Annotated in this window: 18 protein-coding genes; 2 read left to right on the top strand and 16 right to left on the bottom strand. The window is 37.2% G+C overall.

The window, feature by feature from the left end; translation table 11 throughout:
* Positions 1 to 8 precede the first annotated feature (8 nt).
* From ABJQ32_10455 to ABJQ32_10420, 8 genes are all read right to left on the bottom strand, one after another.
* The gene (locus tag ABJQ32_10455; protein ID MEP5290063.1) at positions 9 to 716 is read right to left on the bottom strand and encodes a hypothetical protein; all 708 of its coding nucleotides are present in this window, start codon (positions 714 to 716) and stop codon (positions 9 to 11) included.
* 52 nt (positions 717 to 768) lie between these two features.
* Complete coding sequence (locus tag ABJQ32_10450) at positions 769 to 1,584, bottom strand: SDR family oxidoreductase (protein ID MEP5290062.1); 816 nt, start codon at positions 1,582 to 1,584, stop codon at positions 769 to 771.
* A gap of 127 nt (positions 1,585 to 1,711) precedes the next feature.
* Positions 1,712 to 3,364, bottom strand: coding sequence for a DNA repair protein RecN (recN, locus tag ABJQ32_10445; GenBank protein MEP5290061.1), 1,653 nt, complete (start codon positions 3,362 to 3,364; stop codon positions 1,712 to 1,714).
* Between the two features lie 25 nt (positions 3,365 to 3,389).
* On the bottom strand, positions 3,390 to 4,277 hold the full coding sequence (locus tag ABJQ32_10440) for a DUF4835 family protein (protein ID MEP5290060.1): 888 nt from the start codon (positions 4,275 to 4,277) through the stop codon (positions 3,390 to 3,392).
* Positions 4,274 to 5,464, bottom strand: a complete 1,191-nt coding sequence (coaBC, locus tag ABJQ32_10435; GenBank protein ID MEP5290059.1) for a bifunctional phosphopantothenoylcysteine decarboxylase/phosphopantothenate--cysteine ligase CoaBC — start codon at positions 5,462 to 5,464, stop codon at positions 4,274 to 4,276. The genes ABJQ32_10440 and coaBC overlap by 4 nt, the downstream gene beginning before the upstream one ends.
* Positions 5,465 to 5,474: 10 nt before the next feature.
* On the bottom strand, positions 5,475 to 5,807 hold the full coding sequence (locus tag ABJQ32_10430; GenBank protein ID MEP5290058.1) for a DNA-directed RNA polymerase subunit omega: 333 nt from the start codon (positions 5,805 to 5,807) through the stop codon (positions 5,475 to 5,477).
* A 9-nt stretch (positions 5,808 to 5,816) separates the two neighbouring features.
* Positions 5,817 to 6,623: an outer membrane protein assembly factor BamD gene (bamD, locus tag ABJQ32_10425; GenBank protein MEP5290057.1), complete on the bottom strand. Its 807-nt coding sequence runs from the start codon at positions 6,621 to 6,623 to the stop codon at positions 5,817 to 5,819.
* Positions 6,624 to 6,685: 62 nt separating this feature from the next.
* Complete coding sequence (locus ABJQ32_10420; GenBank protein ID MEP5290056.1) at positions 6,686 to 8,317, bottom strand: OstA-like protein; 1,632 nt, start codon at positions 8,315 to 8,317, stop codon at positions 6,686 to 6,688.
* 24 nt (positions 8,318 to 8,341) lie between these two features.
* Here ABJQ32_10420 and tilS point away from each other — a divergent pair, with 24 nt between their 5' ends.
* Both tilS and ABJQ32_10410 read left to right on the top strand, forming a co-directional pair.
* Positions 8,342 to 9,658 carry a tRNA lysidine(34) synthetase TilS gene (tilS, locus tag ABJQ32_10415; GenBank protein ID MEP5290055.1) on the top strand — a complete coding sequence of 439 codons (1,317 nt, stop codon included), beginning with the start codon at positions 8,342 to 8,344 and terminating at the stop codon, positions 9,656 to 9,658.
* Between the two features lie 23 nt (positions 9,659 to 9,681).
* A complete protein-coding gene (locus ABJQ32_10410) occupies positions 9,682 to 10,902 on the top strand; it encodes an ABC transporter permease (GenBank protein MEP5290054.1) in 1,221 nt (406 codons plus the stop codon).
* On the opposite strand, the gene ABJQ32_10405 is transcribed toward ABJQ32_10410, so the two are convergent.
* From ABJQ32_10405 to ABJQ32_10370, 8 genes are all read right to left on the bottom strand, one after another.
* Positions 10,903 to 12,756: a cation:proton antiporter gene (locus ABJQ32_10405; protein ID MEP5290053.1), complete on the bottom strand. Its 1,854-nt coding sequence runs from the start codon at positions 12,754 to 12,756 to the stop codon at positions 10,903 to 10,905.
* 79 nt (positions 12,757 to 12,835) lie between these two features.
* Entirely contained in the window at positions 12,836 to 13,036 is a 201-nt protein-coding gene (locus ABJQ32_10400; GenBank protein ID MEP5290052.1) for a YwbE family protein, read from the bottom strand.
* Positions 13,033 to 13,272 (bottom strand): hypothetical protein, encoded by a 240-nt coding sequence (locus ABJQ32_10395; GenBank protein ID MEP5290051.1) that lies wholly within the window; start codon positions 13,270 to 13,272, stop codon positions 13,033 to 13,035. The genes ABJQ32_10400 and ABJQ32_10395 overlap by 4 nt, the downstream gene beginning before the upstream one ends.
* Before the next feature lie 323 nt (positions 13,273 to 13,595).
* A complete protein-coding gene (locus ABJQ32_10390) occupies positions 13,596 to 15,128 on the bottom strand; it encodes an NFACT RNA binding domain-containing protein (GenBank protein ID MEP5290050.1) in 1,533 nt (510 codons plus the stop codon).
* 12 nt (positions 15,129 to 15,140) lie between these two features.
* Positions 15,141 to 15,908, bottom strand: coding sequence for an MBL fold metallo-hydrolase (locus ABJQ32_10385; GenBank protein ID MEP5290049.1), 768 nt, complete (start codon positions 15,906 to 15,908; stop codon positions 15,141 to 15,143).
* A complete protein-coding gene (locus ABJQ32_10380) occupies positions 15,905 to 16,180 on the bottom strand; it encodes a hypothetical protein (protein MEP5290048.1) in 276 nt (91 codons plus the stop codon). Before ABJQ32_10380 ends, ABJQ32_10385 begins: the two co-directional genes overlap by 4 nt.
* Positions 16,170 to 16,544 carry a response regulator gene (locus ABJQ32_10375; GenBank protein ID MEP5290047.1) on the bottom strand — a complete coding sequence of 125 codons (375 nt, stop codon included), beginning with the start codon at positions 16,542 to 16,544 and terminating at the stop codon, positions 16,170 to 16,172. Before ABJQ32_10375 ends, ABJQ32_10380 begins: the two co-directional genes overlap by 11 nt.
* Entirely contained in the window at positions 16,537 to 19,797 is a 3,261-nt protein-coding gene (locus tag ABJQ32_10370; GenBank protein ID MEP5290046.1) for a PAS domain S-box protein, read from the bottom strand. The genes ABJQ32_10375 and ABJQ32_10370 overlap by 8 nt, the downstream gene beginning before the upstream one ends.
* Between the last annotated feature and the right edge of the window lie 27 nt (positions 19,798 to 19,824).

The raw sequence follows: 19,824 nt of genomic DNA, 5'->3' as shown, positions 1-19,824 counted from the left end.
ATTGTTTCTTATTCGCAATCTGTTGTGTAAGAAGCAGCATGTTTTCCAAGATTTCTCCATGCCTTTTCTTCTCCAGAGCTGAACTGCTGATCCAATGCGTCACAATTCCAGAAGTATGAGAACTCTTTTTTATACCCACCTTTATCAAATTTGAACGCAGCTACATCACCCTCTTTCTGTACATAATAAGATTTTGCGATTCCTCCTGTCACTTTAAGACCTCCAACACCCAGGGATGCGGTTTCTTTAGCTAGTGGATCATGATAAATTTTTACTTTGGCACTGAAGCTAGGGTTGAGTAACTGAGCAAGTAGTGTCATGGTTTTCTTTTTGATCTTGACATTTGCTTGTTCGAAGTAAACGAGTCCTTGATTCAATAGATCTTCATCCAGTTTAGATTGTTTCCATTTTTGCACACTATTGACTGTGTTTATAGCATTACCCAGCTTGTCCAAACCACTTGGAGGTAGATACATATAAGAAATGTCTGCGGGCAATAATTTTCTTTTTTCACCGGCCCCATCTGTTACTTTTATAGCTTTAATGATTCCTTTCTTGCGATCAATATCATTGATGTTTCCAATGATTTCTGTACCATCAGAAAGAGTCAAATATGCTTTCTTTTTGTGAGAGAAGCTCGTTGAAGGAGTTTGCAGTTCTTGTGCCATCGTAGACGAGGCTAGAACAATCGCGATTAAATAAAATAATTTTTTCATATGTTGGCTGATTAAATGTGATACACGGTAAGTTAGAATAACTACTTGAGAACTATTTATTCGTTAACTCCTCAACCATTGATTCTGTGATGCCAGAAGAAGAGAATCCTCCATCATGCATCAAATTTTGCATAGTTACCATGCGTGTCAAGTCTGAGAACATGGTGATGCAATAGTCTGCACAGCTTTCAGCGCTAGCATTTCCAAGTGGAGACATTTTGTCTGCATAGTTGAAAAACACATCAAAACCTGGTACACCAGATCCTGCAGTTGTCATTGTAGGAGACTGAGAAATAGTATTGACCCTTACTTTTTTGTCTTTTCCCATACGGTAACCGTAGCTTCTGGCTATGGATTCTAGCAATGCTTTGGCTTGAGCCATATCAGAATAGTCAGGAAATGTTCTTTGGGCAGCTATGTAAGAGAGGCCAAGAATAGATCCCCATTCATTCATTGCGTCTAGTTTTTCTGCAGTTTGCATCATTTTATGAAATGATAAAGCAGATACATCCAATGTTTTTTGAAACCAATCGTAATTCAAATCTCCATAATCTTTCCCCTTACGTACATTAGGGCTCATCCCGATTGAGTGTAAAACAAAATCAATTTTACCTCCAAGCGTCTCGCTTGACTTGTTGAAAAGATTCTCCAGATCTTCCATTGAGGTGGCATCTGCCGGAATAATCTCCGCATTACATTGCTCACCTAGTTTATTGATCTCGCCCATTCGCATAGCGATTGGCGCGTTGGTAAGTGTAAATACGGCACCTTGTTCGTGTGCTTTTTCTGCCACTTTCCAGGCAATGGAATTTTGATCAAGTGCACCGGAAATAATTCCTCTTTTTCCTTTAAGTAGATTATTTGACATTGTGTTTTATGATTATTCTATTTGAAAGAGAATTCAAATATATCTCAGTATGAACAGACGCTGAAATAAACCTTTCTCTGGTGTAAGTCAAGTTCAAATGGACTATGTCTTGAATTATTGCTTTGCTTCATAATTGAAGCAGTTCTTTAGCGCTTTCTACTGCTGAAGCACCGGGATTTTCTCCGCCAATCATTTTGGCAATTTCTGTTACTCTATCCTGATCAACTAGTTTTCTAATTCTACTTACCGATCTATCGGAAGTGTGATCTTTGTATACGTAATAATGTGCGTCACCGCCAGCAGCAAACTGTGGAAGATGACTAATGCTTATTATTTGATGATTTTTAGACATGTGCTTCATCATTCTAATCATCTGAAGCGCTACTTCTCCGGAGACACCTGTATCTATTTCATCAAAAATAATGGTGGGCATAGCCGTTTTATCAGCGATCAGATATTTGACTGCAAAGATTAGCCTAGAAAACTCACCTCCAGATGCGACCTCTTTTAACTCTTGAGGTTTGATCCCTTTGTTAGCACTGAAAAGCATTTCTATGACATCAAGCCCAGCTGAGTCAGGTTCTGATAGATTTACTTTTAGCTCTACCGTTCCATTTTCAATTCCTATCTGGTGAATGATCTTTTCAATCTCGTCGGCAAAATTGAGAGCGGATAATTTTCGTGACTCAGATAGCTTAGTTCCAAGTTTTAACATTGACTTTTCAGCTACATCGAGTTCCTTTTTGGCCTTTGTGATTTCTCCATCAAGGTTAGCTACTTGACTTAAGCTTTGATCTAATTCGTCTCTCAGTTTAATAAGCTCTTGTACGGTAAGTACATTATGCTTTTTCTGCAATCTGAACAATAGATCCAGTCGTTCCTTTAGCTCTTGAATTTTTTCAGGGTCATGTTCAACTTTATCTTGAATGCGTTGCATCTCATTGGAGACATCAGCTAATTCGATGGAGCTGCTTTCCAGACGATTACTTATTTCTTCGAGCTCATTTGAAAACGATGAAATAGTATTTATAAGCGATTTTGATTCGGTAAGTTGCTGTAGGATAGAAGCTTCAGAGTCATCTAGAGCGCGGAGAGCTTGTGAAAGTTTGAGCTTGATAGCTTCGGCATTTTCAAGGACTTCAAGATCTTTTTCGAGTTTTTCCTGATCCAAACCATCCAACTGAGCTTCGTTTAGTTCACTAAAAAGGAACTGCTTATAGTCAGCATCTTCGGCACTTTGAGTTGCCAACGATTCAAGCTTGTTCAGGTGCTTCTTGGCGTTGGAAAAGATTTTGAAAACTTCTCGATATTGAGTGATTAATTCAGGGTGAGCAGCAAAGGCATCTAATGCATTTAGTTGGTAGGTATTATCTCCTAGTTGAAGAGATTCATGTTGAGAGTGTACATCCATGAGTTTCTCTCCAATGGCCTTAAGGACACTTAAATTTGTGGGTGTGTCATTTACAAAGGCGCGTGACTTTCCGGATGGACTTATTTCCCTCCTTATCACGCATTCGGATTCATGATCCAAATCTTCTCGTTCAAATATCTCTTGGAGAGCATACGAGGAGATATCAAAAAGCCCTTCTACGACACACTTTTGATTTTCATCTAATAGAACTTTCGTGTCTGCACGCTTCCCAAGAAGAAGGCCGACAGCACCAAGCATGATAGATTTACCTGCCCCCGTTTCTCCAGTGATTATGTTCAGCTGAGGGGAAGGAGACATCTCCAACTCCTGAATGAGTGCGTAGTTCTTTATCTGAAGTGATTTGATCATGAATGAGTAGCAAAGATATTAGAGACTACTCAATCAACGCCTTATAATCGTCAGTTCTTGAAGGGTCAATGTTACTAAGTAGGTTGTATGCCTGTCTTCGTGTAGCAAGATTGGCTTCTGAGAATATTTGCTGAATCTCTCCAGACTTTGCATCCATGAAGCTAATGGTTAGAATGGATCTCGGTCTTGCCCGGTTTGCTTTTTGTATTTCAGATAGTGCGCCTAAAATATTTTTCTCAGCTTGCGGTCTATCTTCCACCATAATATCCAGTCCGTTGCGATGATATGCATAAAGCGCCTTCCTTACAGGCTCTAATTGTGGGTTCTGCACATTTTCCACTAGCCAATATCTATTCCGAACACTGTTGAACTGCTGCCAACCAGGAAAACTAGTTTGCTGAGCATTATTGACAATTTGAAAAGCCTTTTGGAAATGAGGTGTGCCTCCAAGTTCTGAAAACGTATCATAATCGAACCCAATTACCATATAAGCATAGTATGCTAATAATGAGGTGATATTATTTGTAAAGGTATTTTCATTGAAGATTAAGGGTTGTGATTGAACATACTCAAATTGCCAGTCTCTGTCCGCGAAATTCATCACCACTGATTCATAACTGGTCCCAAATGCAGGTCGACTTGCCAGAACTTGTACGGAAGCAACAAACACACCAATACTGGGCATTTCAGAAATAGTAATTACTAAATTACAATTAATGACTTCTTCCTCACCAAAATCATCATTCGTCCATTTAGTTGTATTTAGAAACTGGGCAAACTCAGTCTCCATCTCCCTGAAAACAGCACGCTCAGTGGTTTGGACCTGTTGAGCATTTACAATAACACGACAGTTTAATTCTTGCGAAAATGAAGCAGAATAAATAAATAGAAACGCAAGTCCAATAAGTTTCATTTGAGAGTTTTTATTACGTATTCAACAATATCCCGGGCCACATCATTCTTACTCTTCAACTCAAATTTTTGTTGGTTATTGTTCTTATCAAAAAAGGTCACCCTATTTGTGTCTTGCTGAAAACCAGCACCTTTATCGTTTAATGAATTTAGGACAATTAGATCAAAATTTTTCTTCTTTAGTTTCTCTTTGGCGTTTGTTTCTTCATTGGTTGTTTCCAATGCAAACCCAACATGAAATTGGTTTTTCTTTTTCTTTCCCAACTCAGAGGCAATGTCTGGATTTTTGATAAGCCTAAGTTCAAGTAACTCTTCCTTCTTTTTGATTTTTTCTTTAACAGGATTTTCAGGACGGTAGTCTGCAACTGCCGCAGAGAAGATCACAATATCTGCTTGATCATGTCTCTTTTGCATCTCATTCAGCATCTCATTTGCTGAATTTATCTTTATTACTTCTCCATGATTTGGGAAATGTGATGCAGGACCACTCACCATGGTTATAGACGCTCCTGAATCTTTGAAGGCGTTTGCAATGGCTGTTCCCATCTTTCCTGAAGAGTGGTTGCCGATAAATCGAACCGGATCTATTGGTTCAAAAGTAGGGCCAGAAGATATTAAGACTTGTTTCCCTGCTAGAGCTTGAGTATTAATTACTTTTTTTTTTATTGCATCTATCAACTCCTCAGGCTCTGCCATTCTACCAGGCCCAGAAAGCCCGCTGGCTAATTCGCCATCACGTGCTTCGATTATTTCATTGCCAAAAGATTGTAGTCGATTTAGATTTTCCGTGGTGGTAGGATGCCGATACATATCTAGATCCATTGCGGGAGCAACCATTACCGGGCATTTTGCTGAGAGGTAGGTTGCAAGTAACAGGTTGTCACAAATGCCATTGGCCATTTTACCGAGTGTATTTGCACTCAAAGGTGCAATTATCATTAGATCAGCCCACATTCCTAGTTCTACGTGATTGTTCCACTCGCCATTTTTTTTGTCAAAGTATTCTGAGTGAACGGGATTTTTAGAAAGTGTAGAAAGTGTAAGAGGAGTTATGAAATCTTGTGCACTTTTGGTCATAATGACCTTTACTTCTGCTCCTTCTTTTTTAAGAAGACGCACAAAAAAAGCGGCTTTGTAGGCTGCTATTGAACCACAAACCGCTAATAATATTTTCTTACCCGCCAGCATGGCGACTAATTTATGTTAAATCAGAAGGAGTCTCGACTTCTTTTTCGGGTAATCTGAAATTAAGCTGGCCATTTAAAAACTCTTCAACGGCTGAAGTCGAAGGCTTTGGCATACGCTCATAGAACTTAGAGATTTCGATTTGTTCTCTATTTTCAAAAATTTCTTCTAGATTATCTACCGAAGAAGCAAACTCAGCAAGCTTGGAATTAAGCTCTTCTTTTTGGTTGGCACTAATTTGCCTTGCTCTTTTAGAAACGATCACCAAAGATTCGTATAGATTGCCGGTAGGTTCTAAAATATCCTGATTGTCTCTTGTGATGAGTGAAGAAGTAATGTGCTGCATTTCGTCTTTTTAATTTGAATCGGCAAATCTAGTTATTTCTTCGATGCTTTCAGCATAAAACTTCTCAGCATCTTTTAAAAATTTGCTATTTGGATATTTATCAATAAAATTAAGGTAGTGATCTATTGTGCTTCTGAACCGTTCTTCTTGTTTTGAAGTAATACTTTTTTCAGCCAAATCGTAAGAAGTTTCTATTCTTAAATAAGCCACTTCTTCGTTATAGTCGGAATCAGGAAAATCATCTGCAAAATTATCGTAGACAACTAGTGCGGACTTATATCTCCTTAATTTATAGTAAAGCTTACATTGTTCATAAGCTTTCTTTTCAAGCTTTTCCTGCATATCATCAATGACTCTGTCTGCCTCTGGTGCATATTCTGAGCTGGAGTATTTATTGATGAAATTCTGCATAGCAGCTACAGCTTCGTAAGTGACAGTCTGATCAAGTTGATAATCAGGAGATTGAAGATACAAAGAGTACGCATGCATGTAGCTTGCTTCCATGACATATTCGGATCGCCCATATATTTTAACAAATTCATCAAAATGATGTGCGCTCAGGATGTATTGCTTTTGATGAAAATAACTGTAAGCCAGATAGAAATTCCCTAATTCAGCTTCTTCCGTTCCTCTGATGATAGGTAGAATATCTTCTAGAAGAATGATGGTTCTATGATAGTCCTCTTCTTCGTAATATTCGAGAGCAGCTTCATATTTAACTTTCCAATCTCCACTTTTTTGAATCTTACGAAACTTGCTGCATCCCACTATACTTACAGCTACTACCAACAAGAAAAGTATTCGAATTTCCCTCATAATTTTATAATAGTCGGCAAAACTAAAGACTTATGGACTAAACGAAAGCATAGGGCGTACCATTACCCATCTTCTTTAATAGATTTTAACAAATTTTCTTTCTTAATAGAGGTTCCTTCAAGATCAATTTTTTCTCCGTCTGGAATTTTCACAGGTACTGCATCCTCTTCAAGGAGAATAGGTAGATCAATCATTAAGTCACTAAGCGATGGCCTTTGATCACCTTTCCACTCAAATCCATCCAATTTTTGTAAATCATCAGTCAATTCTTGAGGTGGGATGAACCTAGCCTCTGGCTTAATATAAAAAGAGATGTTGTCCAATTGTTCATCTTTAAATCGGATGGTCATGTTGCTACACAGAATTCTATTCATTCCCATTGTGATAATATCATTGGGATCTTCTTCATCAAGTACATAGTAGATGCTTTCTCCATTCCCATTGACGAAAATGTGACTTATTTCAGATTCTTTGAAATGTGCCTCCATCGTTCTGCCTTTGATCTGATTGTAATTTTGTACTGTATCTTCAGTAGCAAGGAATGCATTTTGGAGTAATGACATGGACTTAATTTCATTTTCAGTGACTTCCATAATGACTGTGTCACCTTCAAGTTGATTATTTAGGTTCCAGAAGATAGGATCCTCGTAGAAAAAAAGTAATGAGTCGCTTAGAAAATATGATGCAGAATCTGCTAACCCCTGAAGATTACTTTTCCAAATCCTTACATTATGATATGCTAGGATTCTTTTTGCAGAATCGTATTCGCTTTCTATAGACACCAAAGTATCAGCTGCAAGGTAAAGTGTGTCATTCTGGAGATAACGTTCCATTAGCGCATTTCCATAAACCTTACTGACTCCATTGTTTTTATCAGAATAACCTTTGTCCCCAGTGATCACAATATCCTCATTTTTTGCCGTGAGCTTTACGTTTCCTTTAGCGTCATAATATTTTTTCAAATCGTCAAAAAAGAGTTCATCACCTTCCATGTAATAATCTATGGTCTCTACTGTGCCATCATTGAATTCCGACTGATCAATTTTTGTTCGGAAAGTTCCTCCATCTGAATGAAGAATGGATTCGTCCTCCGTAATGATGGTGGTCTTACCTTCTGATACGGCAATTTTTGGTATTGTATTATATCTAAGTGTATCTGATTTTAGCGTGTAGTCCGGAGCTATCAACTCTACATTAGTCCAAAAAAGTGCATATTTCTGTAACCCATAATAATAGCCAGTGTTGCTGGTAAGCACATTTACAGAATCCTTGAGTTTACCTCCATTGTAGTAGTTTCCTACTTCAGTGTCCATGTTATAATCAAGGAAATCAGTAGTTAGTCGCTGATCTGCTTTTGTATACACTACATTTTCACGAAGCTTAGCAGTTCTATCTTGTCCATTGTAAATCAACTTGTTTGAAGTAATCGTTACAGAATCATCCACGATTTTTACGTGACCGAAGGCTTCCATAATATTGTCTTTGACATAGTAGTAAGAACTATCGCAATACATAGTAGATGTTTCCTGAACAAAAACAACATCGCCGATCAATCGTCTTACTTTTTCTCCATTTTTTCGAAATTCAAATAAATCGAGAGCTTTGTATTTAATTCGGTCTTTCTTTTGAGCGACAACACTCAAGGAAGAGCATAGAATAAAAAAAACAAAAGTGGTTTGGACTAACTTCCGCATTCGGCAAAATTAACTTATCAAGTTGTGCATTCTTTACAAAAACAGTTCCATGATTTTATTCTTTCTCGTCATTTGATTGATAAAGGAGAAAAAGTCCTGCTTGCCGTCAGTGGAGGACTGGATTCTATGGTGATGTCTCACCTCTTTTTTGATGCAGAAATTGACTTTGACATTGCCCATTGTAATTTTGGATTGAGAGGAGAGGAATCAAACGCAGATGAGGCATTTGTAAGGAAGTGGGCTGAGGATCATAAGGTTAGCTGCTTTATTGAATCTTTTGAGCTGGAAGGTAAGTCCATCCAAATTGAAGCAAGAGAGGTGAGGTATGACTGGTTTAATGCTTTAACTGAGCAATATGGTCATCATAAAGTAGCTATAGCGCATCATCTCAATGATTCACTTGAAACAGTGCTTATAAACCTTACCCGAGGAACGGGAATTAGTGGGGTTTCTGGTATCTCTGTTTTAAATAATAAAATTATAAGACCATTGCTCTTTGCCGAGAGAAAAGACCTACTGACGTATGCTTCTAACCAAAAGATCCAATGGAGAGAAGATTCAAGTAATCAAAAGATAAATTATGATCGAAATTTGATTCGTCACGAAGTAATTCCAATTCTTGAAAAGGTCAATCCATCTCTACATAAAACTTTTTTTTCAACCGTAGAGCGACTTTCATATACGGAAGATTTATTGAAAAGGCAGGTAGAAAATATTAAGAAAGAGTTTCTCAAATCATCAGATCTTTCATGTGAACTTAATCTTGAATGGATCAATGAACCTGAAGATGTTGTCATCCTCTCAGAAATTCTCAATGCTTTTGGTGTTAATTATGCTACATGCAGGGAGATTTTTGAGGCTAAAGGGAGAGCAGGTAAGGTTTTTCCTGTTAATGATTGGATTGTCACCATGGATCGTTCTAAGCTGTTCATCAATCCGAATAAAGAACAGAGCATTCAAGAATTGATAATAGATGAGTTTGGTGAATACAATTTTTACGAGTCAATCTTTAAAATTGGAGAGGCAGCTGAGGAAGAAGTATCGTTCGATTCTGCCGGAGTAGTTTTTTTTGATGCTGATCGATTTAAGCTCCCTTTGAAAATCAGGCAATGGGAAGAGGGGGATAAGTTTCAACCAATGGGAATGAAAGGGCATAAAAAAGTCAGTGATTTATTGATTGATGAGAAAACTCCCTTATCCAGAAAAAAAAATGTCTTGGTCTTGGAATCAGGTCAGAAGATTGCTTGGGTAGTAGGATACCGAATTGATGATCATTTTAAGATCTCGGAGTATACAAAAAAGATAATTAAGGTGAGTAAATCATTGATCAGTAACATTTAGTGTGGAATTGACGTCAACCAAAAATGAAGCGAATTACTCACCTATTTAAGACTGCATTTAATGACGCTCGGAAAAACCTTCTTCATACACTGCTATCTGTTTTAGGGATGGTTATTGGGGTTGGAGCTTTAGTTGCTATTTTATCTCTGATAGATGGAATGGAGAAATATGCTCACGAGCAAATTTCAAGTACGACCTCTTTGGAGAGCGTTATCATCCGAACGAATACAACCAAAAGAATTGATAATGTTCAAATTTCTAAAGAAGATTATGGATTTTTCAATTATGCAAGATTCAAGAACATGCTCGATGAAGTTTCAGATGAAAATGCTAAAGGATTTCTAAGGTATCAAGAGTCAGGATTCATCAATACAAATGATTCAACAGAAAGGGGGGTGCTATTTTCAGGAATGGTAGATACCTGGAGCGATAAACTAGAACTAAGAGCTGGTAGGTTTATTTCCTTAGAAGATCTGAGAAATCGCACAAAAAACGTGGTAGTATCATCTGAGCTTGCGGAAGCGTTAAAGCCTCAAAAACCATTGCATGAAATCTTGAACGATACTATTCGATTTAAGGGAGAGCCTTTTAACGTCATAGGTATCATAGATGCCCCATCAGATAATCTGGAGATAATTTGTCCCATCACTATCTTGGATGAAGAAAAATTAAAGTCTAGGCCTCCAATGGTCGTTATTGAGGCATCTACTGTAGAACAAGTACCGATAGTCAAAGGAGAGGTTGAATCTTTCTTGGAAAATACTTTCAAAGGTCAGTCAGATGATTTCAGTGTGTTTACCAATGAATTCAGAGTTGAACAGGCAAACCAGGGATTCTTGGTGTTTCGAATCATTATGGGATTAATAGTGGGTATCTCTGTTATCGTAGGTGGTGTGGGAGTGATGAATGTGTTGTTGATTTCTGTTACGGAGCGAACTTCTGAAATTGGTGTTAGAAAGGCTGTTGGAGCAAAGAAAGCAGATATTGTAGCTCAATTTTTATCAGAGTCTTTGAGTATCAGTTTCATAGGGAGTTTTCTTGGATTAATCTTAGGAGTCATCTTCACCTTCATAGCGGTACCTATAGTCAAGTATCTAACAAAGATGCCTTTTGAAGCTGCATATACTCTAGATACACTATTGATTATCATGATTGTGTCAATATTGATAGGAATTATTTTTGGAACTTATCCAGCAATGAAGGCTTCAAAGCTAGATCCTGTGGATGCAATACGTAGGGAGTGATTAACCTTCTAAAGTTCTTCTAAAATCAGCTAAGGCTGACGTATTTCCTATGACGGTAATTACATCTCCAATGAGTAAATGCGTATCTCCATGTGGGATGAAAATTTCATCCTTTCTTCGTTGGATTACCAATGACCCTGAAGGAGGGAAGGCAACCTCTTTTACTAGTTTTCGGTGGATGTCCTTTTTGGTGATTTGAATTTCTTCAACACGATACATCCCAAAACTTTCCTGCAACGTACCTACCGAATTAGGTCTTGTCACCATTCCCTCAATATGGCTTGCCAAAACCTCATCATGATCCACAATTTTTAACTCTCCCTGAGGGTCTATCAGATCATGTGCGGCTGATTGTTTTCGAGTAATGATCTTATTGTGATTCAGTTCATTTTTGATGTACCTAGTCAAATTCAAATTCAATATTCTGGACTCTGACAAGACAATTACGAGATCCGTAGGTCTAAAATACAATGTGCTGAGGAAGTCATTGTCTAGCTTTACAACACTTTCATGTCTAATTCCTTTTTGATCGAATTCAGGCAGTATTTCTTGGTTTTGTAAATATGTGATACACGAGGAATCATGCATATTCAACCGTTCAGCTAAATAAAGACTCGCCCTACTACCTCCTAAAATGTAAATGCCATGATGTTCTTCTTTTTCTGATCTGAAAAACTGGTAGATTAATGGAGAGATGAGACTTACTATAATTGAAGCTGCAACAATTCCTGCATTATCTGCTGTGGTGATTACACCTAGTGACAGGCCTATCTGCGCAGTAGCAATTGTGAGGCCCATTCGTGCGGTATTTAGTACACCACCAGCGATAGCTTTTTTCAACCCGAAAATTCGAGTCATTACAAGCGAGGGTATAATCTGGATAAAGAAAAAGCTAACAATGAGTGAAAGTATTAAGGGGATGGATTCTTGAAAGTTGCTTAATGCGGATAAGTCAAGGTTTACCCCAACCATGATGAAAAATATGGGTATGAAAAAACCATAGCTCATTCCGTCCAATTTGAACAGTAAAGCAGAACGCTCTTTGCTTACAAACATGCTAAGTAAAGTGCCTGCAAAAAAAGCTCCCATCACATATTCTGTATCAATAAGATGAGCGACGATTACGAAAAGTAGCAAAAGAACTACTGCGCCTCTTACCCTTATTTGGCTAGCTGCGTGCTCAAGTTTATACAGCAATTTTTGAAACACGCGAACCTTAACCAGCTTTTTGCCGAGAATGTAGGTCACAATGAAAACAAAAAATATGACTGAGAATAAAAGCAACTCTACCTCAAAGCCATTCTTTAAAACGCCAGAATAAATCGATATAAGGATAATACTCATCACAGTCGCGATAGCCCCTTCCATTAAAAGAATTTGACCAAACCGTCTTGTAAGCTCTCCGTCGGATTTAAGAATTGGTACAGTGATGCTCAAAGCAACTGTTGGTAATATCAATGAATAAAAAACGATATCAACTTCTATGAACTGATTAATAAGCCATGCTACTGGTAGCGAGAGTATGAGTGAGCAGAAATAGATGATAATCGCTACGATCAGTGTATTACTGACCATATCAAACATTCTAAATTTTCTTGGAAATGATGAAATTATCTTGTTCACATCAATTTCAAGTCCCGCAAGAAATATGAGGATAAGAAAACCCGTTTGTGCTAAAAAATCCATATAGGGTGTTTCGTCCATCAGATCCAATACGTATGGTCCAATGACTACTCCTAATACAATTTTTACCACTACCGCAGGAATTTTTGAAACCTCAAGCCAGGAGAGTAATAATGGCACAAGCCATGCAATAATAAAAATGATGAAAAGAGGTTCGTAATTAATATCCATAGCTAGGTTGGCAATAACACCAACCTCCAAAATAGTTAAAAAATGTAATAGGACTTGACTCTTGGATTGAGAAGAATTTCTAAGAGTGAATTACTTTCTTGACTCTACCTACAATTCCATCTTCCAGCATCACTTTTATTCCATGTGGGTGATTTGGGGACTTTGTAAGTATTTTTCTTACAATTCCTTCTGTAAGCTCTCCTGATCGTTGGTGATGCTTTTGAACAACTTCTACTTCAGAACCGATCTTAATTTCACTCCTTTGCGTTCCGTCTGTCATGATTTTACCCTTATTTGGATCAATTTAAATGCGGAAAAGGCTACCCATACAAAGTTTACCGCTACAAACGGAAAGGCTTCATTCATGTAGGCATTATATAATAAAAGAAGTGAGCCTATTAAATTGAGTGATAGATAGGTATTTGATTCGGCTTGTATCTTTTGAAAGATATTCAGGGCAAAACCTAGCAGCAATAAGCCAGCACCTAGCCATCCAATAAGTTCCAGTGTAGACATAGTTGAATTGTTGAATAGCTAAAGTAAGACTGTTTGTTTAAAAGTCAATTATTGTTTTGAATCAGAGGTTAGCGTACCAGATAAGTTAACTATTTGGTTATTCTACAGACCGGATCAATTAATCGATTAACTAATATGTTTTGAAAAATATCCTTATCAGATTTGTAGGTGATAAAAATAGATTCACCGTCAATTTTACAATTCTCACAACTACATATTATTCACTTTTGAAAGTGAAAAGAAATTGAAGAACAGCAGTCTTTCATCATAGTAGAGTATTTTGATATGATTGCGATGAGGGTACTTTTAAGTACCCTCTGTTTTTAGATGCTTGATGGTTCAACCATCATCACTTCTTCTTTCTCTACAATTACTTGACCTGCTGGAGAGCCTTTCATCTTCCGAACAAACTTTTTTTGAGTGTAAATGACAGGGCAAAGAGTGTCACTCTTGCGCTTCGAATTAGCGGCCGCCAATGCTGCTGCTTTTTCAATAATGTAATTGGGGAAGTTCTGCCCAGGTCTTTGCTTAACAACGACATGAGAGCCAGCAACATCTTTTGCATGTAGCCAGAGATCATTCTTGTTGGCGACTTTTAGGGTGAGTTCATCATTGGCTTTTGCGTTTCTGCCGAGAAGAATCTGCCATCCGTCTACTTCAAATTCATGGTAGGGTAGGTTGTCTAATTTGACCTTTTCTTTTTGAATCAAGCCATGATCTTTTAGGTACTTCCTGAGCTCTTTTGTGCCATCTATATCTTGAATATGTAGAATCTGCCTGCTTAGTTTTTCAATGAGGTTTTCTTTGGCGTCAATATTTTCTTTCAATGCATCTATTTCCTGATGTCTATTTTTTGATTTTCGATAAAGATTTTCAGCATTCTTTTGAGGGCTAAGTTCTCTATTGAGCTTTATTTCAATTGGCTGATCTGTATAGAAGTCGTGGAGTACTGTTTTAGAGAGGCCGGTTTGTAAACTATTAAGATTAGCCATTAAGATATTTGCTATCTCTTCTGGGCTTCTGGCATTCTCTACTTGATGTAATTTGCTTTTTGTCTTAGATAGGTAGTTTTCGGATTTTTTGATTCGCTGCTTAAGCTTATTTATCCCATCGGATTTCTCCTTTTCAAAGTAGAAACTACGAACGGTTTTGTTGTAAAGCCAGTTCGCTGCGGCAATTGCACTTTGTGTTTTTTCATCACTTAGCTTCACTAGACTGATGGATGGTCCTTCATGTAAAAAGATTGGATTATCATCTAATTGTTGTAGCAGAAGAGCAAACAAACTCCATTTGTTTTGATCGGGTTGATTATGAAACTCAGCTTGTTCCAAATGAACCTTTATTTCTTTTCCTAAAGCAGGAATTAATTCAATAGGATTATGCTTAGCTGCAATAAATTGCTCTTGCGAGATTTCAATATCCTTGTTTAGGTCAGTAGGACTTATTTCAATATCGGCACTTAGATTTTTTCTAAAGATGTTAATAACATCATTGTTTCTGGAGTGAAGAATGTTTGCTCTTCTCGAATGCATCTTAAAGATCAGAGCCTCATCACCAAAATCGATTTTAAAAGATCTTTCGTATTGAAAAACAGATACTTGCCTGACAGTTTTATCTAGCAATTTCGGAAAGAGATCTACACTGTTTTTACCCGCGCGAGCAAATTCTTCAGGAAAGGACAGCAGCGAGACATTGGGATCCAAATTTGCTCTGATATGAAATTCTCTTGTACTACTACCAAAAGTTAGAATTAGCTCATCTTTATTTTGCGAAAAGCATTCTAGAAGAGATAATCCAAGAAGCTCTTTTTCAAGTTCTGGGGCCAGACGTTTCAAGAAGAAATAGTTGTGAAACATGGCAATGGATTATTAATCGTTCAGAGACAATTGCAATCCATCCCAAGCTATTTCAATATTCTCAGGAAGCTCTTTTGAAACATCCATGTGAAGTCCAAGTCGATGACTGATATGTGTTAGATATCCTTTTTCTGGGTTAAGTTCCTTTATCAGTTCAATAGCTTCGCTTAATGTATAGTGGCTAATGTGGTCTTCTTTTTGGAGTGCATTAAGTACAATAATCTTTGATCCTTTTATTTTATTCTTTTCATCTTCCGAGATGAAATTGGCATCTGTGATATAGGTGAAATCGCCAAAACGAAAACCATAAACAGGCAATTTATGGTGCATCACTTCAATTGGAATAATCTTATTTCCGGCAATCTTAAATGGTTTACCATCTAGCTCATTTAAATCAACTTTAGGGATTCCAGGATACTTTCTTCCAGAAAATATGTAAGAAAATTCCTGCTTTAACTGGTTTAGGACTTTGGCTCTGCCATAAATAGGCATGTCCTTTTTCTGACTGAAGTTATAGCTTCTAATGTCGTCCATCCCGGCGGTATGGTCTTTATGTTCATGTGTAAAAAGTACAGCATCTAATTTATCAACCCGTTCACGAAGCATCTGTTGACGAAAATCTGGTCCGGTATCTACTACCATATGCACATCGTTCATTTCTACTAAAATGGATGATCTTAATCTGTTATCTCTAAAGTCTAGAGATGTACAAACGTTGCATTTACAACCAATGACAGGTACACCTTGTGAAGTACCGGTACCAAGAAAGGTGACCTTCACAATTGAAGCTGATTATTAGTGATTTCAGAATAGAGTTTTTTGTTATTCTCACTAAGCCTCGTAGTATCCACTTTTATAGAGCGAATAATTTCAATGAGACTATTGACTTTTCCTTCTAAAGCAAAGAATTTATTTATTACTGCTACTTTGCTTTCATTTAGTATACAATACCCAGATTGGAAATTTCCTTTTTCATAGCGAAGGATATAATCAGTCTCAGACATGACATCCTCTAGCTTGTTCAGGAAATGATTCGTATACTTAATCGTCATCCGTGTATTTTTTCACCATCTCTACAACTGAGTCATAGTTGAGAGGTTTGGGGATAAATGCATTAATACCAACTTCCTTAAAATTCTCCATGGTATAATTATTTGCATTCCCGGTGATGGCAACAATTGGAATGTTTTTGTTGCTTCCTGAAAGATTTCTGATTTGTTTGGCACATTCCATTCCGTCCATAATGGGCATATGAATGTCTAACAATACCATATCGAATTCCTGTTTATCCAGCAAATCAAGAACTTGTTGACCGTTTTTAACGGACGAAATCTCGTAGTTAAGCTGCGAGAGAATCTTCTTTGTCAGATTTTGTATTACGCTGCTATCTTCAGCTACTATTATTTTTTTACTCATCGGTGACTAATAGGTTTTGGCTACTTTCTTTAAACTCTTTAAAAAGGTATTTCAGCAATTGAACTTCTCTCTCCAATCCTTCAAATTTATTTTCTTTTAACCTTTTTTCAATAGTCGCAGCTTGTTTAGATAATTTTTCTACTCCTAAAGTGCCAGCATTGCCCTTTAGTGTGTGTAATTCCCCTCTCATTTTTTCATATTCTTCTTCGTTAAGGAATTTTTCTATGTTTTTTACCAGCACTTCGGCCTCTTCTTCAAATTCTATCAAGGTAGCTTCAATGAGCTCTTGTCCACCAAACTTAGCCAGCTGATTAAGTGTGTTCTGATTAATTGGGAGATCTTCTGTTTCTTCATTTAAAGATTCAATTGAAACTTCAATAGGATCAAATTCTACCCACTTCTTGATTTTGTCTATTAGCATATCCGCTTTTATGGGCTTAGCTAGGTAATCATCCAGGCCAGCATTTAAAAAACGCTCTCTGTCTTCTTCCATAGAATAGGCAGTCATCGCAATGATTGGAGTATTTGATCCTCCATTAATCTTTCTAACCTCATGAGTAGCTTGAATGCCATCCATTTTTGGCATCTGAATATCCATAAAGATAAGGTCAAAACCTTCTTTACTAACCTTTTCGATAGCATCAAACCCATCAATGGCTTCAATCACATTACATCCAGACTTTAGCATAATACTACTCGCTACTTTTCGATTTACATCGTTATCATCAACGAGGAGTATTTTGGGTTGTTTCCCAGTAAATTCTTTTGTAAATGGTTTATCAGGTTTTATTTCTTCTACTTTATCAGCAGATATTTCCTCTGCCATAAAAGTGAACCAAAAGGTGCTGCCTAGCCCAGGAGTGGATACTACTCCAATTTCACCTTGCATTGATTTTACAAGTTCACGTGAAATAGCCAGACCTAGACCCGTACCTCCGAAATTTTTAGAACTACTATTATCAAGTTGATGGAAGCTCTGAAATAAACTTTTTTGATCTTCACCTGAAATCCCAATGCCTGAATCTTTGATTGAAACTTTGAAAACAAACTGTTTTCCTCGTTTCTTAATCAGCCGGATACTCATATTAATATTCCCCTTACTCTCGCTGAATTTAATAGCGTTAGAAGTTAGATTGGATAGTACCTGAATCATTCTTGTCTCATCACCCAAGATCCACTCTGGAATACTTTCATCAATGTGATAGAATAGGTTATTGTCTTTTGAAGAGGCTTGCTGAGAAAATAGATCGTACACCTTTTCAATAGTCTTTACTAAGTGAACAGGTTGTTGGCGAAGATCCATTTTCCCAGCTTCAATTTTGGATAGATCCAAAATGTCGTTAAGAATATTGAGAAGAGTTTGGGAAGACTTGTTAATTGTCTTGACGTACTCTGATTGCTCACCATTTAGACGTGTACTTGCAAGAAGATCAATCATACCAATGATTCCATTCATTGGAGTTCGAATCTCATGGCTCATGTTGGCAAGAAAACGTTCTTTGATTTTAAGGGATCTTTCAGCCATTTCCTTAGCTCGCATCAATTCCTCATTGGTTTCCTTCAGCTTGGATACGTCTCTGGCTACACCTTCTATTTCTAAATCACCATCATCTTTATTTATGAGTCGGATATTGAAGAAGAATTGCAGTTTTTTCCCCTTAATTGTTTTTAACGTGCCTTCAACATTTCGTATTCTCTTTTCCTTATTAATTCTTTTGCCGATCTCTACAACTTGCGTTTTTTTATCCGCAAAATCTAAGATGCTTGTATTAATTACACTGGCTGGTTCATACCCCAACACCTCTTGTACAGAAGGACTAATCATAGTGACTTTTCCTTCTGTGTCACACCTAAAGTAAATATCTTGAAACGACTCGAAAATAGTTCTAAACTTTTCTTCACTTTCAATTATAGCACTTTCAGATTCCTTTTTTTCGGTGATGTCATTCGCAATGACAGAAAGCTCTTCAATTCTTCCATTAGGAAGAAAGATAGGGTTAACGAATACTTCTCGCCAGACCATCTTTCTTTCTTTGTTAAGGGTATGTGTTTGGAAATTGATAAATTTTCCTTGAAAAGCTTCCGTATATTTCTCTACCCAGAAATCTTTTACTTCTAAGCTTAGACTGTCTCCAGAAACTTCCCTTATACTTTGCCCTATTCTTGGAGGAAATCCGTAATATTTTTTGAAAGCAATTTCATAGTTCTGGTTGAATGAAGTAAATCTAAATTTTTTATCCACCGACCAAATTTCATGCGTACTACTATCGAAAATTGCCCCCAGAGTAGCAGCTTGATTTTCAATTTTTTCTTCTTTATGCTGACGTTCCATCGCCAGGCTTATTTGACCACCTATATAATCAAGAAGTTCAAGGTCTTTATTATTAAAAGCACTTTGATCTTTGTAGCTGCAAATTGACATAACGCCTATCTCAGAGGCGGTTCTGATAATAACACCAAGCCATATCTTTGGAATAGGATCTTCAAACGCAACACCGGTTTGCTGACTTATTTTCTCTATTCCGTCTTTATAAACAATCAAAGACCGATCTCTTTGGATAGTATATTCCATGAGCGTTTGATCCACATCAAATGTGAGCTCTTGCTCTTTGGCCTTTTCGTTGATGTAGAATATGCTGCGATATTTTTTACCCTCTTTTAAAGAGATATGGAAGTTGTATACTCTCAACATCTGGTGCAGTTGATGATAGATGTTTTTGTATAGTTGTTCTAGATCATTTTCTGTAATAGTAATATTGGCAATCTGGTAATAAAGACTTTGGGCACTTTCAGCTCTAATTCGTTCAGTAATGTCGTAGAATACACACCTGTATTCTACCGGTTCGTCATTCTCAAAGACTGAAGTAAGCTTACCAGTCACATAAATATTTTTACCTGTTTTTGAAATTAAAACTGTTTCAAATCTTTCAAACCGACTTCCCGCTGTTATTTTAAGAATGTTTTCGAGGGTTCCTCTACGGTAGTCAGGATGGACGACTTCTAGAAATTTGAGATCTGTAATTTCATCTTCGGTATATGTGAGCTTGTTTTTCACAGCTTCATTCGCAAATCTTATTTCTCCTGTTTTTTTGAATATGGTAATAAGGTCATTCGAGTTGTCAAATAGATCCTTGAGATTTTGATTGGTCTTTTCGACAAGTGTATAATAGTCACGCTGAGTATTATCTAACTGAGCCTGAAGATTCGCAATTTTGTTCTTCAGTTGATTAATATCGTTTTCCACCTCGGCCATATCGAATAAAATTAGGCATTTTAGCCA

The sequence above is a fragment of the Marinobacter alexandrii genome (genome assembly GCA_039984955.1).
Taxonomy (GTDB): Bacteria; Bacteroidota; Bacteroidia; order Cytophagales; family Cyclobacteriaceae; genus Ekhidna.
Note: the sequence above shows the minus strand (reverse complement) of the source record. Positions and strands in the feature narration are given on the sequence as shown.

Bases quoted from the DNA above. Each gene is read 5' to 3' on its own strand.
- coaBC (MEP5290059.1), bottom strand. From the start codon at position 5,464: ATGCTGGCGGGTAAGAAAATATTATTAGCGGTTTGTGGTTCAATAGCA.
- ABJQ32_10440 (MEP5290060.1), bottom strand. From the start codon at position 4,277: ATGAAACTTATTGGACTTGCGTTTCTATTTATTTATTCTGCTTCATTT.
- ABJQ32_10375 (MEP5290047.1), bottom strand. From the start codon at position 16,544: ATGAGTAAAAAAATAATAGTAGCTGAAGATAGCAGCGTAATACAAAAT.
- bamD (MEP5290057.1), bottom strand. From the start codon at position 6,623: ATGAGGGAAATTCGAATACTTTTCTTGTTGGTAGTAGCTGTAAGTATA.
- ABJQ32_10380 (MEP5290048.1), bottom strand. From the start codon at position 16,180: ATGACGATTAAGTATACGAATCATTTCCTGAACAAGCTAGAGGATGTC.
- ABJQ32_10455 (MEP5290063.1), bottom strand. From the start codon at position 716: ATGAAAAAATTATTTTATTTAATCGCGATTGTTCTAGCCTCGTCTACG.
- ABJQ32_10420 (MEP5290056.1), bottom strand. From the start codon at position 8,317: ATGCGGAAGTTAGTCCAAACCACTTTTGTTTTTTTTATTCTATGCTCT.
- ABJQ32_10410 (MEP5290054.1), top strand. From the start codon at position 9,682: ATGAAGCGAATTACTCACCTATTTAAGACTGCATTTAATGACGCTCGG.
- ABJQ32_10405 (MEP5290053.1), bottom strand. From the start codon at position 12,756: ATGGATATTAATTACGAACCTCTTTTCATCATTTTTATTATTGCATGG.
- ABJQ32_10370 (MEP5290046.1), bottom strand. From the start codon at position 19,797: ATGGCCGAGGTGGAAAACGATATTAATCAACTGAAGAACAAAATTGCG.
- ABJQ32_10390 (MEP5290050.1), bottom strand. From the start codon at position 15,128: ATGTTTCACAACTATTTCTTCTTGAAACGTCTGGCCCCAGAACTTGAA.
- recN (MEP5290061.1), bottom strand. From the start codon at position 3,364: ATGATCAAATCACTTCAGATAAAGAACTACGCACTCATTCAGGAGTTG.
- ABJQ32_10450 (MEP5290062.1), bottom strand. From the start codon at position 1,584: ATGTCAAATAATCTACTTAAAGGAAAAAGAGGAATTATTTCCGGTGCA.
- ABJQ32_10395 (MEP5290051.1), bottom strand. From the start codon at position 13,272: ATGTCTACACTGGAACTTATTGGATGGCTAGGTGCTGGCTTATTGCTG.
- ABJQ32_10400 (MEP5290052.1), bottom strand. From the start codon at position 13,036: ATGACAGACGGAACGCAAAGGAGTGAAATTAAGATCGGTTCTGAAGTA.
- ABJQ32_10430 (MEP5290058.1), bottom strand. From the start codon at position 5,807: ATGCAGCACATTACTTCTTCACTCATCACAAGAGACAATCAGGATATT.